Below are 19857 nucleotides of genomic sequence, written 5' to 3'. Positions count from 1 at the left end.
CTAACCTCTTATTCCGCTGCCTGTACTGGTAATGTCAACATATCAGGGGCAAGCTGTTTACGCGCAATACGTAGACCTTTGCTGATCTGAGAAATGTTTGAATCGGGTAATGCGATAAACTGTTTGCTATCGGCATCCCATGCGCCCGCTTGCTGACCATCTTTAGTGAGGTAAAGTAGCTCTAAGCGACCGATACGTAAAAAGTCCACTTCGCGTTCCTGACCATTAATCGTTTGTAATGCGGTATAAGCTTCGATAGTGCGGCCGTAGTCCATTTCAACTTGATAGGCTTCAAGCACTCGGCGGAATTTTTCACTGCTTGATACGTCTGCGCGCTCCATTAGGGCTTTAAGGCCAGCAACACGCTCAGCACGCTCGGTTGGTAAGAAAGGCACATCAAGCGCAACGAATTGCTCAAGGCCAGTTATCATGCGCATCATTAGTGGCGTGATCTGACGCTCGATAACCGAAACTTGATCCATAGAAGCATTGATTGCAGCCATTTCTTCAAGTTGGTTTTTGATTTGTTTACTTAACTGTGCGTTATAGACAGTTAAACCATCAATTTCTTTATTCAGCGTTTTGAATTTATTGAGACGAGATTGCATTGAATCTGTGATGTCATCAATTTTACCCTGCGTTTTTATGGCAGATTCATTGATTGCACTACTTTTTTCAATGACAGTATTCAGTTCATTAGCTGACGCATAGGCCGCAGAGGCGATTGCCGTAGCTAACAACAGGGGCTTAACGCATTTCATCGCACACACCTTAGTTATTGCAAGTTGCTATAATTGGAATGGCGCAAAGTGTACTGCGAGAAAATGACAACCGTGTTGCTTCAATAATACAGTAATATTACATATGTAATAATTACGACATCTTTTGCGCAGGTGTTTGGCAAGTTGTATTGTTTAGTACTACAAGGTATACGTGGCGAAGGGCACTTGGGGTAAGGAGGCTTACCCCGAAAAGTTAAGTCTAAGCAAAGCTGCTATAAAACTCTTAGTCGTCTATTTCTTCTTCTTCATCCATCCATTCAGAATCTTCGATTTCGATGTCTTCAAACTCGATATCGTCATCATCTTTCACGGGCTTTTCCGCTTTCGCAGGCACACTGCCTTTGGCCGCAAATATTGGCGCAGGGGCATAGCTTTCTAACTTCCTCTTGGTTTTTTCATCCAAGGCTTGGAGCTCTTGCTCACTGAGCTGCACTAAATGGGCTTTGACGATTTCCAGCTTTAGTTTTTTCAAGCCAATATCAGAGAACATGAACTCTTCAAATTCATTGCTACATTCGTCTAAATCGACGAAAGTCACGCCCCATTCTGGTTTGACTGGATGTTTATAAAATCTCTTCATGCAAGGTTCCTTAGAAGAAAATTAAACATAGATTTTATAGTTGCTTAGTGAGGTGAGTTTAATCAATAAAATCGAATTTTGACAAGGACGTAAGCTGTCCTGTCGGCGAATTTTTTTCATAATTACGGCAATTTTATTTATCGACAAAAAAGCCAAGTTTGTAACTTGGCTTTTCCGTCTAACTTTTGTGCTGTTTTCAGGCTTATACTTTAAATTTAAGCACCATTTTTTCCAGCTCTTCAAACTGTTTTTGTAAGTGATTGCACTCGGCTAGCGTGGCACGCAAGTTGTCGGCTCCTTGCACTGACAAGTCGCTGATAGTGTGAATGTCACTGTCCAATGACTGAATAACTGCATTTTGCTCTTGGGTCGCATTCGCCACAGCATGGTTCACTCCGTCAATGGCATCAATTGCATTGCTGACTTCATGCATGCGCTCCCCTGCAGCAGACGCTTGCTCGACAGTTTTTACAGTATCAGCAATACTCGCTTTCATAACGCTTACAGCGGTGCTTGAACCTTGTTGCAACTGCGCAATGGTACTTTGGATCTCTTGGGTTGATTCTTGAGTACGCTGCGCTAACTGACGCACTTCATCCGCTACCACAGCAAAACCGCGCCCAGCCTCGCCAGCACGCGCCGCTTCAATTGCCGCATTTAATGCCAGCAAATTGGTTTGCTCAGATACGCCACGAATAACCTCTAACACTTGGCCGATACTAGCTGAGTGTTTATCCAAACTATCAACGGTCTCTTGCGCATTCAGCATTTTGCTTGAGAGTGCTTCAATAGAACGAATGTTAGTACTTAAGGTTTCTTGGCTCAACACTGAGACTTTATTGGCATCAGTGGCGAGTTTCGACGCATGATCGGCGTTATTTGAGATCTCAATCGCGCTTGAAGAAAGCTCATTAATTGCAGTCGCAACATTATCCGTGCGCTTGATCTGTTCGCTATACATATCTAGAGTAGATTGAGTTTGCGCCACTAAGCTGGCAACTGAACGCTCTAATTGTAAGGTTGAGTCCTTTGCTTGCGTGATAGAAACATGGATTTTTTCAATAAACTGATTGAAGTAGTGCGATAACTCGCCAAATTCATCATCTTGCTGAATGTCGAGGCGGCGAGTTAGGTCGCCTTCCCCTTGAGCTATGTCTTTTATCGCTTCATTTAAATGTACAACAGGACGCATCAGATACTTAAGTAACACTTGCATCGCAACCACAATCGCAATTACCCCAAGCAACATGTAAATTGCGGCCATATTGCGGAAGGTGGCAACCGATGAATAGGCAATTTCTTCGTTGATCACCACACCTAAGTACCAATCGACGTTTTTAATCCCAGTTACTTTGATAAAAGATACCAGCTTATCTTCACCATCTATAGTTTGCTCGTTAAAGCTAGGGTCAAGTGCCAACATCTTGCCAAACAACGCATCCATAGGTTTGTCGTTTAATGCTTTGTTGGGGTGACTTAAAATTCTGCCTTGTTTATCGACTAAAAACGCGTAGCCAAAGCCAAGAAAATCCACTTCGTTAACGATTTTGGCGATAGTAGTCATATCAATATCACCACCCGCTACACCAGCAAAACGCCCATTGACGTTAACGGGCACCACAGCAGTAATGGTTAAATCATTGGTCGTAACATCAATATAAGGGCTGGTAAAGGCGGTGTCGCGCGTTGCTTCAGCCAGTTTATACCAAGGGCGAGTCGTTGCGTCATAATCGGCAGGTAATGAGATTGTTTGGTCGTCCAGCACAAAAGTACCGTCGGTTTTACCGATAAAGACGTTTTTAAAATCCCCTGCTTTATCAGCGGTTTTAATTCGTCTTAAAGTATCTTCTTTGCTGTCGCTGTCTTTGTAGCCATCGGCGATAGAAACTACTATTTGCAATTTGCCATTGAGCCAGTTAGCTATGTTACGTGATACTGACTCGGAAATTTCGTTTAACACTGACACTAATTGAGTCTGTGTTTGACCCCGCATTAAAATGAAGTTATTCACGGTGAAAAGACCAAGCACCACCACCAACAACATGGAGGCGGCTAAAGTAACCTTGGTGGTAAATTTAAAAGAGTTAAACATCCTGAGCCTTAGAGTTGTTATTCGCTTGTTACGTTTTCTTTTTAGCAAAAATTTTAGCGCCTGTCTTTGCTTATCCATCAAAAGCAGGGTAAATCCGTCTTTACACGCGTCAAAAATTCGCACACCTGATATTTGTAGGCAAGATAGGCACCAAGTATTGTTTAGCTGACCATAGATATAAAATAGATTACAAAAATGCCGCGCTTATTTAAGAACGGCATTTTCAGTACGGCTTTTTTGAGCGTGAAATTTGAATCTAGCTTATAAGGCTGCCCCTTGCGCTTTGCTTAATTCTCGAGTTACCTCTTGAGGTAACTCTTGAGCTAACTCTTTACTTAACTCGGCTTGGTAAGTTTGCCAACTGCTAGCAAAGTCCAATCCTGTTGTAGTCGCAAACCAAGACCAAGACCATTTTTGCCCATCGTGTGGGTTTAACGACGCATTGATTTGAGTCAGCATGTTCGGGTAACCATTTTGCTCTAACCACAGTAAATAAAATGCTGTAGTTTTATAGCCGCTATCATAGTTACCACCGAGTTTACGTGCGCTTTGCGGGATATATCCAGCTTTATAACGCACCACATCAGCAATACCTTCAATAATTGGACCGATTTCCTTGTAGTTGTGGTCATCAAGCTGATAGGCATGAGCAATTTCATGATACAGAATGCCGATCAGCTCTTGAAAAGCGGCCGCTGCGCCATGTTGTTGCTGAAATTTGTCAAGGTATTCGCGGCTGACATAAATCGCTGCACCAGAAAAGTTGCCATCTTTATATGCAACGCCCTTCATCTCTTTGAGCGTTAAACTCAGCGTTGGTAATTGCGGCGCTTGGTCTGAGTCCTGATAGAGTATCCGCGCTACTCGCAAAGCGATGGTTTGCACCTGCTGCTCGGTTAGAGCTTGCCAAAGTGTCGATTGTGCTTGGGTATCGGTAACCAGCGTAATTTTAGGTAACACAAAGTGCTGCCAGCTTGCTACCGCATCAAATTCCAAGGGTTTTAAGCCAGTATCAAATGTACTTGCTACAGCTGCTGGCGCAATCAGCGCACCAGCAACAAGTAAGGATGATAGTTTAAGGTGCGCCATTATTGATATTCCGACAAGCTTGGTGGGCGCGCTTCAATCGCTTTACCCCAAGTTTTATTCGGCTTATCACCCATTTCATACTCTAGTGTACCGCCATTTTGAATATCATCATGGGTAATATAGCTGCGTAGTAAAGGTTGACCGTTTAAGGTTGCATTAACGATATATTTGTTGGCTTCGCTCAAGCCTTTTGCCACGGTGGTAAACTGTTTACCGTTGGCAAGCGTCAGCGTTACTTTTGGTACTTGCGGCGCGCCAATGGCATAACTTAAGTCGCCTGGTGCTACTGGGTAAAAGCCCATTGCCGAGAAAATATACCAAGCTGACATTTGTCCGACATCGTCATTACCCGCCAGACCATCTGGTTTATCTGAACTTAAGGTATCCATGATTTGACGAATACGCTCCTGCGTACGCCATGGCTTGCCGGCGTAATTGTAGAGGTAGGCAATATGATGACTCGGTTCGTTGCCATGCGCGTAGTTACCGATAAGACCAGCGATATCTTCATGTTCTTTAATCATTTCAGCTGACAAATGGGTATCAAATAACGCATCAATCCGATTTTCGAACGCATCATCTCCCCCCATTAACGCGATTAAACCTGCTACGTCATGCGGTACATAAAAACTATACTGCTTAGCGTTTCCTTCCGTATAGGAGCCCATATATTTGGCTTCCATCGGATTGAAGTCCGGTTCCCAAACACCTTGGCTGTCTTTGCCACGCATGTAGCTCGTTTCTTTATCAAACACATTGCGATAATTTAGGGCGCGAGCGAAGTATTGATCCGCCTCTTGTTGCTTACCCAAGGCTTTAAGCATTTGGGCAATGGCAAAATCATCGTAAGCATACTCAAGCGTGATAGACACCGACTCAGGCAATACATCACGTGGTACATAGCCGTATTTTTTGTACTCAGGGATAGCGTCGTAGACTGGGTTATTTGCAGTGTTACGAATGGCTTCAAGGGCTAAATCCACATCGTAGTTGCGAATGCCTTTTAGGTAGGCGTCTGCAATCACAGACACAGCATGGTAGCCAATCATGGTCCAAGTTTCGTGACCATGGAACGACCAAACTGGCAGCATTTTTTCGTAACTTTGTTGGTAATGCACCAACATGGACTGCACCATACCGGACACTCGCTCAGGGTCTATGTAAGTTAAAAGTGGGTGTAACGCGCGATACGTATCCCACAATGAGAACAAAGTGTAATGCTCAAAACTCTTTCCGTCATGAATTTCGCCATCAACACCAAGATACTGACCGTTTACGTCTTGGTAGATATTTGGCGCTTGTAAAGCGTGATAAAGCGCAGTGTAAAACTGGCGTTTTTGCGAAACACTGCCTTCAACTTGGACTTTATCTAAATAGTTTGCCCATTGCTGACTTGCCGCTGCGCGCACTTTATCGAAGTCCCAATCAGGTACCTCAGTTGTCAAATTCTCTAACGCATTTTTACGACTTACCGCTGACAAACCCACTTTTACTATTAGTGGGTTTTGTTTGACATTATCAAAACTTGCAACGAATTTAAGTGCTTTCCCTGCCGCTTTACGCACAGCTTTATTTTCAATCGTGCTGTGCTTGGTTTTGCCAATACACCCCATGCAGCGATAGCGATTATTGTCTTCGTTAATAAATTCGGCATTACTAATAGGTTGGGAGAATTGAATGGCGAAATACATCGGGCGGTTTTCTGCCCAACCGTTCGTCGCGCGGTATGCAACTAAAGTGCGGTCGTCAATTTGGCGGATTTCACTCCACAGCACTTTATTTTTAAAATTATAGATAGCCGAAGTCAGATCAATCAATACATGGCCTTGCTCGGCATCTTTGAAGTCATAACGGTGCATACCGACACGGGTAGTTGCGGTAAGCTCGGCTTTGATATTGTAATCTTTGAGTTCAACCGCATAATAACCCGGTGACGCCCATTCAGCATCGTGTGAGAAACGTGAGCGATAGCCACTGTCTGGATCGGTAGCTGTGCCCGGTGAGGTTTTCACTTCACCAGTAATAGGCATGATCAACAAATCACCTAGATCTGAGTGACCCGTTCCAGAAAAATGAGTGTGTGAAAAGCCCATAATGGTTTCATCATCGTAATGGTAACCTGCGCAGCGCTTATAAATATCCGCCTGCGGACTAACACCGCGCATTGGATTATCCGTGTCAGGGCTGAGCTGCACCATGCCAAATGGCACCACTGCGCCCGGGAATAAATGCCCATCCCCACCGGTGCCAATGAAAGGGTCAACCCATTGGGTATTGTTAGTTTTAGCCGTCGCCGACTGTACCACTGTTGCGGTAAGAATCGCTCCAGCAGCTGCAATCATTTTCACTATATTCAGCGTCTGACTTGTTGTTAATAATGAGCGTCTCATGCGCCCTCCTGCCTTGGTTTTTGAAATAATGACATCATGTACTGTTGTTGCTAGCCACAAAATCAGTGTAATCACACAGTAACTTGTTTTTACTGTTTAATTTATTGCTTTTAACTCAGTTATGCATGCCTATAAGTAAGTTTCTCGGCGCCCCTAACGCTTCGATCAAATACAACGTTGGAAGCTAAAAAAGATATTTTGGATCGTTCCATATACAACTATCATAACGCGAGAATGAATACGTATTCAATAGTTTTTGCTAAATCCAGTTAACAACTAAGTAGGACGTAATGAAATAAATGGGAAAATAGCTTATTTATAGGCAAAATCAAAAGGCAAGGTGTGTCCTTGCCTTTTCGCAGAAGTGCTAACAATACTGTTAAAACTTATCCTTCAAAGCTCAGTTTACAGCAGTTTTTGCTGCCAACTTTGATTGAAGCGCACGTAGTTAAGTGCGTACCAAGCGATAAACGCATAACACACAACTGGAACCACAAAGCTCATCTGAATCCCCGCGGTGTCTGCAACAACACCTTGCAGTAATGGCACAATGGCGCCGCCAACAATGGCCAAACACAACCAACCTGAGCCTTTACTCGTCAGTGAGCCAAGTCCATCAATGGCAATAGAGAAAATCGTTGGGAACATGATTGAGTTAAATAACCCAATAGCAAGTACGCTGTACATCGCAACATTACCCGAAGTACTCATAGTGATAACTAGCAGTGTGATGATACAAATAGCGTTAAACAATAAGGCATGTGAAGGCGCTACTTTTTGCAGCACAATCGAGCCGATAAAGCGGCCAACCATAGCACCACCCCAGTAATAGGCAATAAGCTTAGCTGCGGCGTGTTCTTCAAGCCCAGCAATATGCGCTTCACCGAAATAATTAACTAAAAAGCTACCAATCGCGACCTCGCCACCAACATAGCAAAATATGGCCACGACACCGAACATTAAATGCGGCGCTTCAGTCAGTGAGTGACCTTTTGCTTTACAATCTAGCTCTTCGGTATGCTCTTTGATCACTGGCAGTTTTAAAAATGCAAATACCACCGCAATGGTTAAAAGTGCTGCTGCTAAAAATAAATAAGGTACTTTTACGTTTTCAGCGCTTCCCGCCTCTGCGGCTAAACCACCGGCGGCACCGAACAGTAAAATGCTGCCAACCCAAGGACCGACAGTTGTTCCAAGTGAGTTGAGCGCTTGCGCTAAGTTCAAACGACTTGATGCGGTTTTTGCAGGACCAAGTGCAGCAACATAGGGGTTTGCAGAAACCTGCAACACTGTGATCCCAGACGCCAATACGAACAGAGCGGTTAAAAACAACCAAAACTCATGCACCACTACCGCAGGATAGAAGAGTAAACAACCCGCAGAAGCCACCACTAATCCTGTGAGTACGCCATTTTTGTAGCCAAAACGCTTTACAAGCGCACCCGCTGGCAATGACACAACAAAATAAGCACTGAAGAAACAAAATTGGATCATCATAGCTTCAGTGTAGCTTAGCTCGAACACGCCTTTTAATCTTGGGATGAGAACGTCGTTCAAGACAGTTATAAAACCCCATAAGAAGAACAGGGTCGTCATCGCGGTCAGCGGGAGCAGATAATTTTGTTGCTCGTTTTCGCCACCAGCGACATAAGTTTGATTAGTGTTTATTTCACTCACTTGTTGTCTCCAAAAGATTAGCTCACCTCAGCCTGCTGGGTCGTTGTGCCCGATCTTTAGCTGGGTGACCATGATTTTACACACAGTAACAAGAAAATCACAATTGTTTTATTGGATCGTTCCAGATAAACTTATCGACTATGATATACTTTGCAGCAATATGAATGATTGGAGATTTCATGGCACACGCAGATTCAGCGGTGGACTTTCGCAGCAGTGCTTTTCTTACAGCACACATCGAGAAAACAATGCAGTTTTACCATCCTAACGCTTTGGACAGCAACGGAGGGTTTTTCCACTTTTTTAAAGACAATGGTGAAATTTACGATAAACACACACGCCATTTAGTATCCAGTACTCGTTTTGTGTTCAACTACGCAATGGCTCATCTTGCAAATCCCAATGCGGAATATCTTGCGGCGGTCGAACATGGTCTCGACTTTTTAGAGTCCGTACATAAACAAGCAAACGGGGGATATGCTTGGCTGTTACATGATGGGAAAGTGGTTGACGGTACAAATCATTGTTATGGCTTAGCTTTTGTTCTGCTTGCCAATGCAGTGGCATTAAAAGCTGGCGTCCAAACGGCACGCGCAACCATTTACCGCGTGTGGCAGCTACTCGAAGAAAAGTATTTTGAGCCTGAATTTGGCCTCTACCTTGATGAATACAATGCAGACTTTAGCCAAGCTAGCAGTTATCGCGGGCAAAATGCCAATATGCATAGCTGTGAAGCCCTGCTCATGTGTTATGAGGCGACCAACGACAAGGTGTTTTTGGACCGCGCCTACTTACTCGCCGAAACGATGACAGTTAAGCAAGCTAACCTTGCCAAAGGTTTAGTATGGGAGCATTACACCCAAGATTGGCAAATTGATTGGCACTACAATCTTGATGATCCTAAACATTTGTTCCGTCCGTGGGGGTTTCAACCAGGGCATCAAACCGAGTGGTGTAAACTGTTACTGATTCTAAATCGCCATCGCCCGAATGACTGGTTGGTAGTGCGAGCAAAAGCGCTATTTGATGCTGCCATGCAATACGCTTGGGATGAAGTCAATGGCGGTTTAGTTTACGGTTTTGCGCCAGACAACCAAGTATGTGACAATGACAAATACTTCTGGGTGCAAGCAGAAAGCTTTGCCGCAGCCGCATTACTCGCCATCGCCACAGGCGACGAAACATACTGGCAACATTACACAAAAATTTGGCAATACAGCTGGCAGCACATGGTTGATCATCAATATGGCGCTTGGTTCCGTATCCTTACGGTTGATAACCAAGCTTATAGCGACGAGAAAAGCCCTGCCGGCAAAACTGACTACCATACTATGGGCGCCTGTTATGAAGTATTACGTGCCTATCAATTACGAGAGCAAGCATGAGCATTGTGTGTTTTGGCGAAGCGCTGATAGATTTCTTGTCTGATGGCAAGATGCCTGAATCATTTACTAAATATGCTGGTGGCGCGCCAGCTAATGTTGCCGTTGCAGCAGCAAAACTGGGCGTACCCAGTAGTTTCTGTGGCATGCTGGGCGACGATATGTTTGGTCAGTTTTTGTTGCAAGAATTAACCAGTCTTGGCGTAAATACTCAATATTGCCGCTTCACCACGGAAGCCAAAACGGCGTTAGCATTTGTATCACTTGATCAACACGGTGAACGCAGTTTTAGCTTTTATCGCCCACCTGCTGCTGACTTACTGTTTCGCGCAGAAGACTTTGCCAAGGAAATGTTCGAGACACATAAAGTGCTGCATGTTTGCAGTAACAGCCTGACTGAAAACAACATTTATAAGACTACAGTACTGGCACTACAAAAAGCTAAAGAGCAAGGTATGTTGCGCAGCTTCGATATGAATCTTCGCGAGAATCTCTGGCAAAGTACTCGTCATTTACTGGCAAGAGTGTGGCATGTGATGGCGCTCAGTGACATAGTCAAATTATCACAAGAAGAACTCACATATCTTAACCACCATAGTCATACAGAAGAGCCTGAAGAACATACCATTCACGCTATTCTTGGCGCAGGCGTAAAACTCTTGGTGATCACTAACGGTAGTCAACCGATACGTTATTTTACGGCATCACTGTCGGGGCAAGTCGATGTACCAAAGGTTAAAGCAGTCGACACCACAGCCGCGGGCGATGCTTTTGTTGGTGGGCTGCTTGCAAAAGTTTCCGCGCATTCTTCAGTTTTTGATTTTAATGCTAGCTTAAATCACAGGACGCAAATTGAAGCTTGGCTTGAGTTTGCTAGTCGCTGCGGTGCGTTTGCGGTGACCAAAAAAGGCGCTTTTGCTTCTTTACCAACGCAACAGGATATGTGCTAATAATGACATTGACCTGAGGTAACCCTTAGTTCGCCTCAGGTCAGTTGTTATTTTTGCCATAAAAAGGTATTAGAAGAGGCTCGAATGCCCTTGCTGTTGAGTTGAAATAATGTGTAGATTGATTGTTGTGTTGCTATTGTTGTGCTCGATACCAGCAATCGCAGATTTACAGCAACTCGACGCCATCAAGTTAAAGCCCCGTGAGCAAAGAATTACCTTGCTCGAGCAAACACTCAATGACGCGCAATTCACCACTTACCCGTTAGATTACCAACTTAGTTATATTAGAACGCTCGCAAACGATTATCGTGACTCGGGCAATGCACAAAAAGCCCTGCCAATTTTACAACAATATTTAGCAACCAATGCGCTGCATGAGCCTCAATTCGGCTACTTATATTTATCATTAGCGCACAGCTACTACTTATTACAACAATATGATGAAGCTGAAAAGACTGTCCAACTTGGTCTTTCTTTCGCAACGGAGCCGCAGCATACCAATCTTCACTTACTGCTAGTCAATCGCCTTGGGGCCATCTATCACAATACCGGAAGATATGAAGACGCGATTAAACTGCTATTAAACAACTTGCCACTTGCAGAAGCTAACAGTAATCAACGTTATCTCGAAGGGCTGTATTCGCAGCTCGGACGCAACTTGGAGCGTCTAACTCACTATCAACAAGCACTTGAGTTCAAACTAAAAGCCTTTGCTATTGCAAAGGCGATTTATCCCGAAGAAAATCTCGCCAGCAGTTATTATGGATTGGGGCAATCGTATCTTGATTTAGCCTTATACCCTGATGCTAAATTCTATTTTCAGAAAAGCTTAGAGCTAGATCTACTAAAAAACGACCCGCTCGATATTGGCCACAGCCAAATGAAGCTTTCCTTTAGTGAATTTAAGCTCGGTAATCTAGAGTCTGCTATCATTTTCGCTGAAGCCGCACGTGGTAGTTTTATTACCGCCAACAGTGCCCGTGACCAAGCGTGGGTTGAGTTGAACTTATCGACCATTTATCTCGATAAACAACAATTGCAGCAAGCGCAAAATGCGTTACAAAAAGCGCAGCTGTATTTTTTCGCTAAAGACGCTGAAGTCAATATGCAAAGCGATGTTTGGTACAACCTTGCACGTCTTCGCCATTTAAGCACCACCCCACCATTTAGCTATGATGAGCTAGATAAGGCCATCGCCATCGAGACAGAGCATGGTTATATAACCAAACACATCCGCTCCTTAGCGTTAAAGCAGCAGTTTGCCATGGCTAACCAAGATCTCAGTTTAGCCTTAGAAATTAGCCTTCAGTTAGCCGCCATCAGACAGCGCGTGCACGAGCAGGCAATTGAGTTACAGCGCAGTATCGCGCTCTCAACGCTTGAACATAATCGCAAAGACTTGACCATTACCCAGCTAGAACTCGAGCGTATTAAGCAACAGCGTTTAGTCGAACAGCAAAAACAACAGCAGCTATTAGCGCTCTTCGTTTTTGTCATTGTATTGCTACTGTCGTTAATTATCACAGCGATTGTCTTTTATCGGCGTAAGCTCGAACAACGAGAAAAAGATTATTTAGCAACACTGATGACACAAAAAGACAATTTGTTTTCGGACATTTCTCACGATTTGCGCACACCATTAACTGCACTTAGTCTTACAATTGAAGCTGTAGAATGTGGGCTTATGCCAGCCGATAGCGATACCTTTAAAAAGCTCAGTGGCAAAGTTGTCACTCTGACCACTTTAGTGGAGGATATTTCCGAACTGGCGCGTCTCAATAGCCCGGATTTTAAACTTAAATCTGAGCCAGTTAACGTTTTTGCTTATTTAGAGGAACTTAAAGACTCGCTCAGCTTAATGGTCAAGCAACATCAATTCACTTTTCGCAATCAGCTTGGTAATGGGTTGATTTTACAGCTTGATAAAAGCCGTATGACTCAGGTGTTATTCAACCTTATTACCAATAGCGCTAAATATACCCATGCCCCCGGACAAGTTAGTTTTAGCGCTGAGGTCACTGAGCGTGGGGTCTATTTTTGTATCGAAGATACCTCTCCGGGGGTGTCAGATGCAGCGATACCCAAACTGTTTGAACGTCTATATCGCGAAGATAGCGCGCGCAGCCAAGGTAAAGGCAATGGCTTAGGGCTGGCTATCGTAAAACGTATTGTGTCGTTACATGGCGGTGAAGTGTGGGCTTCCCACAGTCCGCTAGGAGGATTAAAAGTCTGTATTATTTTTCCAATTGTTAATTAGTAGACAAACCAGATAATCACTCACAGTCGAAAGTCGGCCAGTCAACCAGATAATCTTCGATATCATCAAAATCGACATTCGCCTCATTCACTGTGCGGCCTTTAACCGTCAGACCAAGCGCTATCATTTTGTCACGGCTACCGCCGTTATTGAGTGGATGCCAAGCAGCCAAGCCACGCCCTTCTAATAATCGCCGATAGGCGCAGCTTGGCGGCATAAAATAGGCTTGTTCAACGTTTTCTTTGCTGAGCTTCACGCAAGTAGGGACATTTTTCAGACGGTTGGCATAATCTTTACAGCCACAGTTACTATCATCTAAATAGGCACAAGAGATGTTGCTAAAAACCAGCGTTTCTCCTGGGCGCAATGCGGTAAAAGCATCAGCATCATCTTCATAATCTGAATCAATAAATGAATGTAGGCAGCATTTACCACAGCCGTCACAGATAGCTTCCCATTCTTGTTCATTCATTTCATATAAAGACTTGCTAAGCCAAAACGACACGGCTACTTCTCCGAAAAAAAGCTAATTTTAATCGCTTAACACGCTACTGTCGAACAAAAACGGGACTGTTAGCCCCGCTCTGATAGGTTACGCTTAACTTATTGAAAGCTTCAAGTAGTTTGAGTCGGTAGCCGCTCTTTAAAGCTGAGCCGCAACCCAAGCTTTGATTTTTGCTTCCAAAATCGGCATGGGCATTGCGCCATCAATCAGCACTTCGCGATGAAACGCCTTTACGTCGAATTTTGCGCCCAATTTGCTGGTGGCATAATCACGTAATTCGCGAATTTTAAACTGTCCAAGCTTATAAGATAACGCTTGTCCAGGCCATGCGATATAACGCTCAACCTCGGCGGTTACATCTGATTCTGCCATAGACGAATTTTCCAACATAAAGGCAATTGCTTGCTCGCGACTCCAGCCTTTAGCATGTAACCCAGTATCTACAACCAAACGCATTGCACGTAGCTGCTCGTCAACTAGACGGCCATACCACATATAAGGATCGCTAAACAAACCCATCTCTTTACCTAAGCTTTCTGCGTAAAGCGCCCAGCCTTCGGCAAAAACGGTATAGCCGGCAAATTTTCGGAAGCTTGGTAAATCTTCAATTTCCTGTTGCAATGCAATTTGAAAATGGTGCCCTGGTGCCGCTTCATGAATGGATAGCGTTTCAACAATAAACTTAGGCTGCGCTTTTAAGTTAAAAGTATTGATGTAGAAAATGCCTGGATTACTGCCATCAGCTGATGGGCCCTGATATGATGCGCCCGGCGCTGATTCAGCGCGAAATGCTTCAACTGCTTTCACCACATAATCCGCTTTTGGTGCCACATCAAATAACAGTGGTAATTTTGCATCTATGGTTTTTTTCACTTCTTCGTAGGCTTTTATCACGGCTTCTGCGCTATCGAAATAAAACTCGTCGCTATCACGCAAATGCTTAAAGAAAGCCTGTAAATCTCCATTAAAACCCACCTGCTCACGCACTTTTTCCATCTCACTGCGAATACGCGTCACTTCCTGCATACCAATGTCGTGGATTTCGTCCGCACCAAGCGCCAATGAAGTATGAGACTCAATTTGCAGCTGATACCAAGCTTTTCCGTTAGGTAAATCACTAAAACCAACTGAGGTACGGCACTTTGGAATGTACACTTCTTCCAAAAATTCTGCCATATCACGGTACGCAGGAATGATGTCAGTCATAATGGCCTCTTTATACTCAGCGACCAGAGCGGCCTTCTCTGCGGCAGTAAACCCTACTGGGAAACGCTTGATCGGTTGCCAAAACAAAGAGTCTTCTGCGTTATAAACCACATGCGCGGCAAACTGCGGCACAAGCTTCATTGCCAGCGGCTTAGGTAAAGTGACGCCTTGTTCGGTCCCTTGTCGCATCGCCTCCTTAACACTTTCAAGCCATGGCTTGAACCCTTTAGCCCGAGCTAAGAAAGCTCTATAATCCGCGACGGTATTAAACGGCTGCGCGCTTTCGCCAGAGCCAAATGCAGCTAACTCATTATGTAGCCCTTCCATTTGGTTTATTGGCAATAAAATATTTGGAAATTCGCGCGCACGCACTGCGAGCTCAAGATCACGGCTAATGATGTCGTAGCTTAATTTTGCTTGGCCACTGAGTTTATTTGGGTCAATTTCACTAAGTTGTTTGCGATAGTTATCAACCAATTGTGTATACGCAGCACGCGCTTCGAAAACCGGTAAGTCGAACTGGCTAAAGTATTTTTCTTCACCCAAATAAGTGCCATACATAGGTGCAAGATCGGAACTTTGTTGAAAATAAGCTTCCAATAACACATTGAGTTTGGCATTTTCTGCTTCGTTATTTACTGCTTGTTTTACAACTATCTCTTTTTCTACCACCGGCTTTGGTGCTTCGTTAGTAGTCTGACAGCCACTCAGTGCCGCCGCCATAGCGATAATTAAAGTCGCGGGTTTAAACATAAATACTTCCACTATAAAGAGTTAATACATCCAGCCCGATTTAGTTTTAGTCTTAATATCAAGCTGCTAGTGATGTACTGAAAGAAATTCAAAACGCGACATCATCGCCTTTTTTTGCTTTAAATGAAATAACAAAATAAAGCTTGAAGTTGGCAGCGGCCAGCCCTATATTAGATTTCAGTAATTATTGAAACTTTAAAACCATGAAGCTAACACCAAAAATTGAAACTTTCGTAATGCATTGTGGCGAAATGGGCAGTCGTTGGGGTTTCAACCGTACGATTGGGCAAATGGTCGGCCTCTTGGTGATCAATCCAGAGCCTTTGACCGCCAATGATATTGCTGATGCGCTTAAAATTTCTCGCGGTAACGTCAGTATGGGGATCAAGGAGTTACAGTCATGGCAGTTAGTACGCGTGCACCATATTCCTGGCGATCGCAAAGAGTACTACGCCCCAAATGGCAGTATTTGGGATTTGGCCAATAAAGTCTTTGAAGAACGCAGAAAACGCGAAATTGACCCAACACTCAGCATGTTACGAGATCAAATCTTAGATGAAGCGCACACCGAACAAGAGCGCTTTGCTCAACAACAAATGCAACAAATCCATGACTTATTAGAAACCGTCACGAAATGGTCAGCTGAATTACAGCGTTTGAGCCCTGAGCAGTTGCAGTCGTTGATGAAACTCGGCGCGTCAGTCAGTAAGGTAATTGATCTAAAAGATAAACTATTTAAAAAGGCGTAATCCATACACGCACGAAGCTAATTCAAAGCAAGGATCTGTGACTTAGTCACTCAACGTAGAACAAATTTACAGATCTAGCAAACGGTTTAAATACTAGCCCAACCAAAAAGGCAGCCTGTTGGAAGCTGCCTTTTTTATTGATCCGTACATGCGTTGTACGCCACTAGATTTTTGGATAACCAATTCTATCGGATAAATAACCAACGCTAGTTGCAAAGTAATAAGAACGATTCCAGTGCATCAGCACCTTATAGTTATCATATGCCAAATACATACGCCCTTTTTCATTGTCAGGCATTACCAATGCAGCTTTTAAGTCTGTTACAGGCAAATCCTTACCGTCCATACGACGTAAACCTAAGGCCTGCCACTCAGTTAAAGAACGTTCTGATTTGTTCCACGCAGCTAACCATTCTTCACGAGTTTTTGTACCACGCTTGACAATCCATTCTGGCTGATATTGCTCTGGCAACTTAACCTGCCGACCCCACGTTAGGTCATCGTTCCAGCCAACTTGTTTGAGGTAATTGGCAATAGAAGCAAACGCGTCTTCAGTTGTAGTCCAAATGTCTTTGCGGCCGTCGCCATTGTAATCAACGGCGTAGGAATTAAATGAGGTAGGCATAAATTGGGTTTGTCCCATTGCACCAGCCCACGACCCTTTGAATCTATCAAAATCGATATGGCCTTCTTTGAGAATATCTAAAGCAGCCCATAACTGACGTTTGTACATTTCCTCACGGCGACCATCAAACGCAAGTGTTACTAGCGAGCTAATAACAGGGAAACTACCCTGCACTTTGCCAAAGTTACTTTCAAGCCCCCATAGGGCAACAATAAACCGCGCCTGCACACCATAATTAGCAGCTATCTTTTCCAGTAGTGGCTGATGCTCTTTATAAAGCGCTCTTGCTCTATCCACTTTCCACTGAGGCACTCGTTTAGGCAAATAAGTTTCCAGCGTTTCAACCACTTCAGGTTGGTTCTTGTCCGCCTTCACAACTTTTTCTTTGAATTTAATATCAGCAAATGCTTTGTCGACTAACACTTGCTGATAACCTTTTGCCAAAGCTTCTTGCTTAAGGCCACTCACATAGGTGTTAAACTCGGCTTCAGTTTTGGCAAACACAGAGCCAGAAATTGCAACTGAAACGAGTATCGCACTGAGTTTTTTAATCACTACTTACTCCGTTTTGTTTTCTAAACGTATCCAACAGGTTTTCCTCTGGTGGCGGTAATTGTAAGTAAAACCCTTTTTCGCTTAAGGAAGCCTTAACCGAATCAATATCCGCTACACCCAACTTATCACGCGCGGCAAGATTGACCAACATTACAAACACAGGACGACCAAATGTCGTCATTAAAGGTGCTGGTACTTTTGTAAAGTCGTCACGTTTTTCTACAAACAGAAAAGTATCTGCTTTTTTACTACTTTTATATACTGCTGTTAGCATTCTCATGCCCATAAAATCTTGCTTAACCGTTCGCATCACTATACCATGACTTAACTTGTATTTGGAAAGTTTTACAGCTCGCCTCGGCGTATTAATTTCGGGGTCAAATAATCAAAAATGATGAGTTGTAACCATAATTGAGCGCGTATGTCAGAACAAATTTTTGAGTTAAAAGGTAACCTTTTCACCCTCTCGGTCTTGCATCTGTTTAAGTTTGATCCAGAACAACTGGTCAAAGAGTTAGACAACAAGATCTCTCAAGCCCCAAAATTTTTTCAAGGCGCCCCGATCGTCGTTAATCTCTCGCAAGTGCAAGATGCCGTCATAGATTTTTCTGCATTAGCTGGCTTGCTCAGCAATTTAAAATTGAATCCGGTTGGAGTCTGTAACGGTAGCGATGAGCAACATCAAGTTGCGAAAGAGCAAGGCTTGTCGGTGTTAAATTACTCACAAGACATTAAGCCGCAACAAAACAACTCACAAAACTCAACCGCTGAGGTAGTAGAAAAGGAAATTTATCTCCCTGCTCAAGTGGTTAATGGTACAGTCAGATCTGGTCAGCAAGTCTATGCTAAAGATAGAGATCTGATTGTATTGGGCGCTGTAAGCCATGGCGCTGAGGTAATAGCTGACGGTAATATTCATATTTATGGCACTTTACGTGGCCGTGCCATTGCCGGTGCAAAAGGACATAGTGAAGCCAGTATATTCTGTCAGAAACTTGAAGCTGAGTTAGTGTCTATCAATGGCAGCTACTGGATTAGCGATTCTTTACAAGGTGAGTTTTGGGGAAAGCCTGCTCAAATACAACAAAAAAATGATACTTTAGAAATTTTAGCTTTGGTCAAAGGATAAATCATATGGCAAAGATAATTGTCGTTACATCAGGTAAAGGCGGTGTTGGAAAGACAACGTCAAGCGCAGCCATTGGTACAGGCCTTGCGCTAAAAGGATACAAAACCGCTATTGTGGATTTTGACATTGGCCTTCGTAACTTAGACCTTATCATGGGTTGTGAACGTCGCGTGGTTTACGATTTTGTAAACGTTATCAACGGCGAAGCCAATTTAAAACAAACACTTATTAAAGATAAACGCGTTGATAAACTCTATATTTTGCCAGCATCGCAAACTCGCGATAAAGATGCGCTGAATAAAGAAGGCGTTGAGCGGGTTTTAAATGAATTGAAAAAAGACTTTGATTTCATCGTCTGCGATTCACCAGCAGGTATTGAAGCTGGCGCACTGATGGCGCTTTACTTTGCTGATGAAGCCATAGTTGTAACTAACCCTGAAGTCTCGTCAGTACGTGATTCTGACCGTATTTTAGGTATTTTACAAAGTAAATCAAAACGTGCAATCGAAGGCCTTGAGCCAGTTAAAGAATACTTATTGCTGACACGTTATAACCCTGAGCGCGTAGACAAAGGCGAAATGCTTTCTGTGGACGATGTACAAGAGATCCTAGCGATTGATTTATTGGGCGTTATTCCTGAATCAAAAGCAGTTTTGAATGCCTCTAACTCGGGCCAACCAGTTATTCTGGATAGTGAGTCTGATGCAGGCCAAGCTTACATGGATGCTATTAGCCGTTTACTGGGTGAACAGGTCGATTTCCGCTTCCTAACTGCTGAGAAAAAGGGACTACTTAAACGGATTTTCGGAGGATAAAGTGTCGCTATTAGATTATTTTCGCTCACAGAAAAAGAATACCGCATCACTCGCGAAAGAGCGTTTACAGATCATCGTAGCGCACGAACGTTCTCAACGTGGTACACCTGATTATCTGCCAATGCTAAAACAGGACATTTTGGCCGTGATCCGCAAATATGTGCATGTTGATAGCGATGCAATTAATGTTCAGTTTGAACAAACTGAAGATGATTTAGCGGTGCTGGAACTTAACATTACATTGCCAGATGACGACAAACACCATAAGTAATGTAGGTATAAGAGGTACAAACTGTCAGATTAAGTTCGCTGAATTTAGCC

Annotated in this window: 17 protein-coding genes; 7 read left to right on the top strand and 10 right to left on the bottom strand. The window is 43.7% G+C overall.

The window, feature by feature from the left end:
* Positions 1-8: 8 nt before the first annotated feature.
* From ACFOEE_RS08425 to ACFOEE_RS08400, 6 genes are all read right to left on the bottom strand, one after another.
* Entirely contained in the window at positions 9-761 is a 753-nt protein-coding gene (locus tag ACFOEE_RS08425; RefSeq protein ID WP_377123149.1) for a DUF3450 domain-containing protein, read from the bottom strand.
* A gap of 244 nt (positions 762-1005) precedes the next feature.
* Positions 1006-1362 (bottom strand): hypothetical protein, encoded by a 357-nt coding sequence (locus tag ACFOEE_RS08420; protein ID WP_377123147.1) that lies wholly within the window; start codon positions 1360-1362, stop codon positions 1006-1008.
* Positions 1363-1564: 202 nt separating this feature from the next.
* Positions 1565-3454: a methyl-accepting chemotaxis protein gene (locus tag ACFOEE_RS08415; protein WP_377123145.1), complete on the bottom strand. Its 1890-nt coding sequence runs from the start codon at positions 3452-3454 to the stop codon at positions 1565-1567.
* Between the two features lie 261 nt (positions 3455-3715).
* Positions 3716-4543, bottom strand: a complete 828-nt coding sequence (locus ACFOEE_RS08410) for a basic secretory protein-like protein (RefSeq protein WP_377123143.1) — start codon at positions 4541-4543, stop codon at positions 3716-3718.
* Positions 4543-6885, bottom strand: a complete 2343-nt coding sequence (locus tag ACFOEE_RS08405) for a GH92 family glycosyl hydrolase (RefSeq protein WP_377123669.1) — start codon at positions 6883-6885, stop codon at positions 4543-4545. The genes ACFOEE_RS08410 and ACFOEE_RS08405 overlap by 1 nt, the downstream gene beginning before the upstream one ends.
* Before the next feature lie 453 nt (positions 6886-7338).
* Positions 7339-8610 (bottom strand): sugar MFS transporter, encoded by a 1272-nt coding sequence (locus ACFOEE_RS08400; RefSeq protein WP_377123141.1) that lies wholly within the window; start codon positions 8608-8610, stop codon positions 7339-7341.
* A 179-nt stretch (positions 8611-8789) separates the two neighbouring features.
* Between ACFOEE_RS08400 and ACFOEE_RS08395 the strand changes: the two genes are divergently transcribed.
* From ACFOEE_RS08395 to ACFOEE_RS08385, 3 genes are all read left to right on the top strand, one after another.
* Positions 8790-9995, top strand: a complete 1206-nt coding sequence (locus tag ACFOEE_RS08395) for an AGE family epimerase/isomerase (protein WP_377123139.1) — start codon at positions 8790-8792, stop codon at positions 9993-9995.
* Positions 9992-10942, top strand: coding sequence for a carbohydrate kinase family protein (locus ACFOEE_RS08390; RefSeq protein ID WP_377123137.1), 951 nt, complete (start codon positions 9992-9994; stop codon positions 10940-10942). The genes ACFOEE_RS08395 and ACFOEE_RS08390 overlap by 4 nt, the downstream gene beginning before the upstream one ends.
* Positions 10943-11051: 109 nt before the next feature.
* Positions 11052-13199, top strand: coding sequence for an ATP-binding protein (locus ACFOEE_RS08385; RefSeq protein ID WP_377123135.1), 2148 nt, complete (start codon positions 11052-11054; stop codon positions 13197-13199).
* A 16-nt stretch (positions 13200-13215) separates the two neighbouring features.
* Here ACFOEE_RS08385 and ACFOEE_RS08380 read toward each other — a convergent pair whose 3' ends face one another.
* Positions 13216-13704 (bottom strand): YcgN family cysteine cluster protein, encoded by a 489-nt coding sequence (locus ACFOEE_RS08380; protein ID WP_377123133.1) that lies wholly within the window; start codon positions 13702-13704, stop codon positions 13216-13218.
* A gap of 138 nt (positions 13705-13842) precedes the next feature.
* Entirely contained in the window at positions 13843-15663 is a 1821-nt protein-coding gene (locus tag ACFOEE_RS08375) for a DUF885 domain-containing protein (RefSeq protein ID WP_377123131.1), read from the bottom strand.
* 203 nt (positions 15664-15866) lie between these two features.
* On the opposite strand from ACFOEE_RS08375, the gene ACFOEE_RS08370 reads away from it, so the two are divergent.
* A complete protein-coding gene (locus tag ACFOEE_RS08370) occupies positions 15867-16412 on the top strand; it encodes a GbsR/MarR family transcriptional regulator (protein WP_377123129.1) in 546 nt (181 codons plus the stop codon).
* 163 nt (positions 16413-16575) lie between these two features.
* Here ACFOEE_RS08370 and ACFOEE_RS08365 read toward each other — a convergent pair whose 3' ends face one another.
* Together ACFOEE_RS08365 and ACFOEE_RS08360 are read right to left on the bottom strand one after the other, a co-directional pair.
* Positions 16576-17592 carry a lytic murein transglycosylase gene (locus ACFOEE_RS08365; protein WP_377123127.1) on the bottom strand — a complete coding sequence of 339 codons (1017 nt, stop codon included), beginning with the start codon at positions 17590-17592 and terminating at the stop codon, positions 16576-16578.
* Positions 17585-17866 (bottom strand): YcgL domain-containing protein, encoded by a 282-nt coding sequence (locus ACFOEE_RS08360; RefSeq protein ID WP_377123667.1) that lies wholly within the window; start codon positions 17864-17866, stop codon positions 17585-17587. The genes ACFOEE_RS08365 and ACFOEE_RS08360 overlap by 8 nt, the downstream gene beginning before the upstream one ends.
* A gap of 147 nt (positions 17867-18013) precedes the next feature.
* Here ACFOEE_RS08360 and minC point away from each other — a divergent pair, with 147 nt between their 5' ends.
* The 3 genes from minC to minE are packed head-to-tail and all read left to right on the top strand — an operon-like array spanning position 18014 to position 19807.
* Positions 18014-18721, top strand: coding sequence for a septum site-determining protein MinC (gene minC / locus ACFOEE_RS08355; protein ID WP_377123125.1), 708 nt, complete (start codon positions 18014-18016; stop codon positions 18719-18721).
* A 5-nt stretch (positions 18722-18726) separates the two neighbouring features.
* On the top strand, positions 18727-19536 hold the full coding sequence (gene minD, locus ACFOEE_RS08350) for a septum site-determining protein MinD (RefSeq protein ID WP_377123123.1): 810 nt from the start codon (positions 18727-18729) through the stop codon (positions 19534-19536).
* 1 nt (position 19537) lies between these two features.
* Positions 19538-19807 (top strand): cell division topological specificity factor MinE, encoded by a 270-nt coding sequence (gene minE, locus ACFOEE_RS08345; RefSeq protein ID WP_377123121.1) that lies wholly within the window; start codon positions 19538-19540, stop codon positions 19805-19807.
* The last annotated feature ends 50 nt before the right edge of the window (positions 19808-19857 follow it).

It is taken from the genome of Pseudoalteromonas fenneropenaei, from assembly GCF_042643375.1.
GTDB lineage: Bacteria > Pseudomonadota > Gammaproteobacteria > Enterobacterales > Alteromonadaceae > Pseudoalteromonas > Pseudoalteromonas fenneropenaei.
Note: the sequence above shows the minus strand (reverse complement) of the source record. Positions and strands in the feature narration are given on the sequence as shown.

Bases quoted from the DNA above. Each gene is read 5' to 3' on its own strand.
- ACFOEE_RS08425 (WP_377123149.1), bottom strand. From the start codon at position 761: ATGAAATGCGTTAAGCCCCTGTTGTTAGCTACGGCAATCGCCTCTGCG.
- ACFOEE_RS08420 (WP_377123147.1), bottom strand. From the start codon at position 1,362: ATGAAGAGATTTTATAAACATCCAGTCAAACCAGAATGGGGCGTGACT.
- ACFOEE_RS08415 (WP_377123145.1), bottom strand. From the start codon at position 3,454: ATGTTTAACTCTTTTAAATTTACCACCAAGGTTACTTTAGCCGCCTCC.
- ACFOEE_RS08410 (WP_377123143.1), bottom strand. From the start codon at position 4,543: ATGGCGCACCTTAAACTATCATCCTTACTTGTTGCTGGTGCGCTGATT.
- ACFOEE_RS08405 (WP_377123669.1), bottom strand. From the start codon at position 6,885: ATGATTGCAGCTGCTGGAGCGATTCTTACCGCAACAGTGGTACAGTCG.
- ACFOEE_RS08395 (WP_377123139.1), top strand. From the start codon at position 8,790: ATGGCACACGCAGATTCAGCGGTGGACTTTCGCAGCAGTGCTTTTCTT.
- ACFOEE_RS08390 (WP_377123137.1), top strand. From the start codon at position 9,992: ATGAGCATTGTGTGTTTTGGCGAAGCGCTGATAGATTTCTTGTCTGAT.
- ACFOEE_RS08385 (WP_377123135.1), top strand. From the start codon at position 11,052: ATGTGTAGATTGATTGTTGTGTTGCTATTGTTGTGCTCGATACCAGCA.
- ACFOEE_RS08375 (WP_377123131.1), bottom strand. From the start codon at position 15,663: ATGTTTAAACCCGCGACTTTAATTATCGCTATGGCGGCGGCACTGAGT.
- ACFOEE_RS08370 (WP_377123129.1), top strand. From the start codon at position 15,867: ATGAAGCTAACACCAAAAATTGAAACTTTCGTAATGCATTGTGGCGAA.
- ACFOEE_RS08360 (WP_377123667.1), bottom strand. From the start codon at position 17,866: ATGCTAACAGCAGTATATAAAAGTAGTAAAAAAGCAGATACTTTTCTG.
- minC (WP_377123125.1), top strand. From the start codon at position 18,014: ATGTCAGAACAAATTTTTGAGTTAAAAGGTAACCTTTTCACCCTCTCG.
- minD (WP_377123123.1), top strand. From the start codon at position 18,727: ATGGCAAAGATAATTGTCGTTACATCAGGTAAAGGCGGTGTTGGAAAG.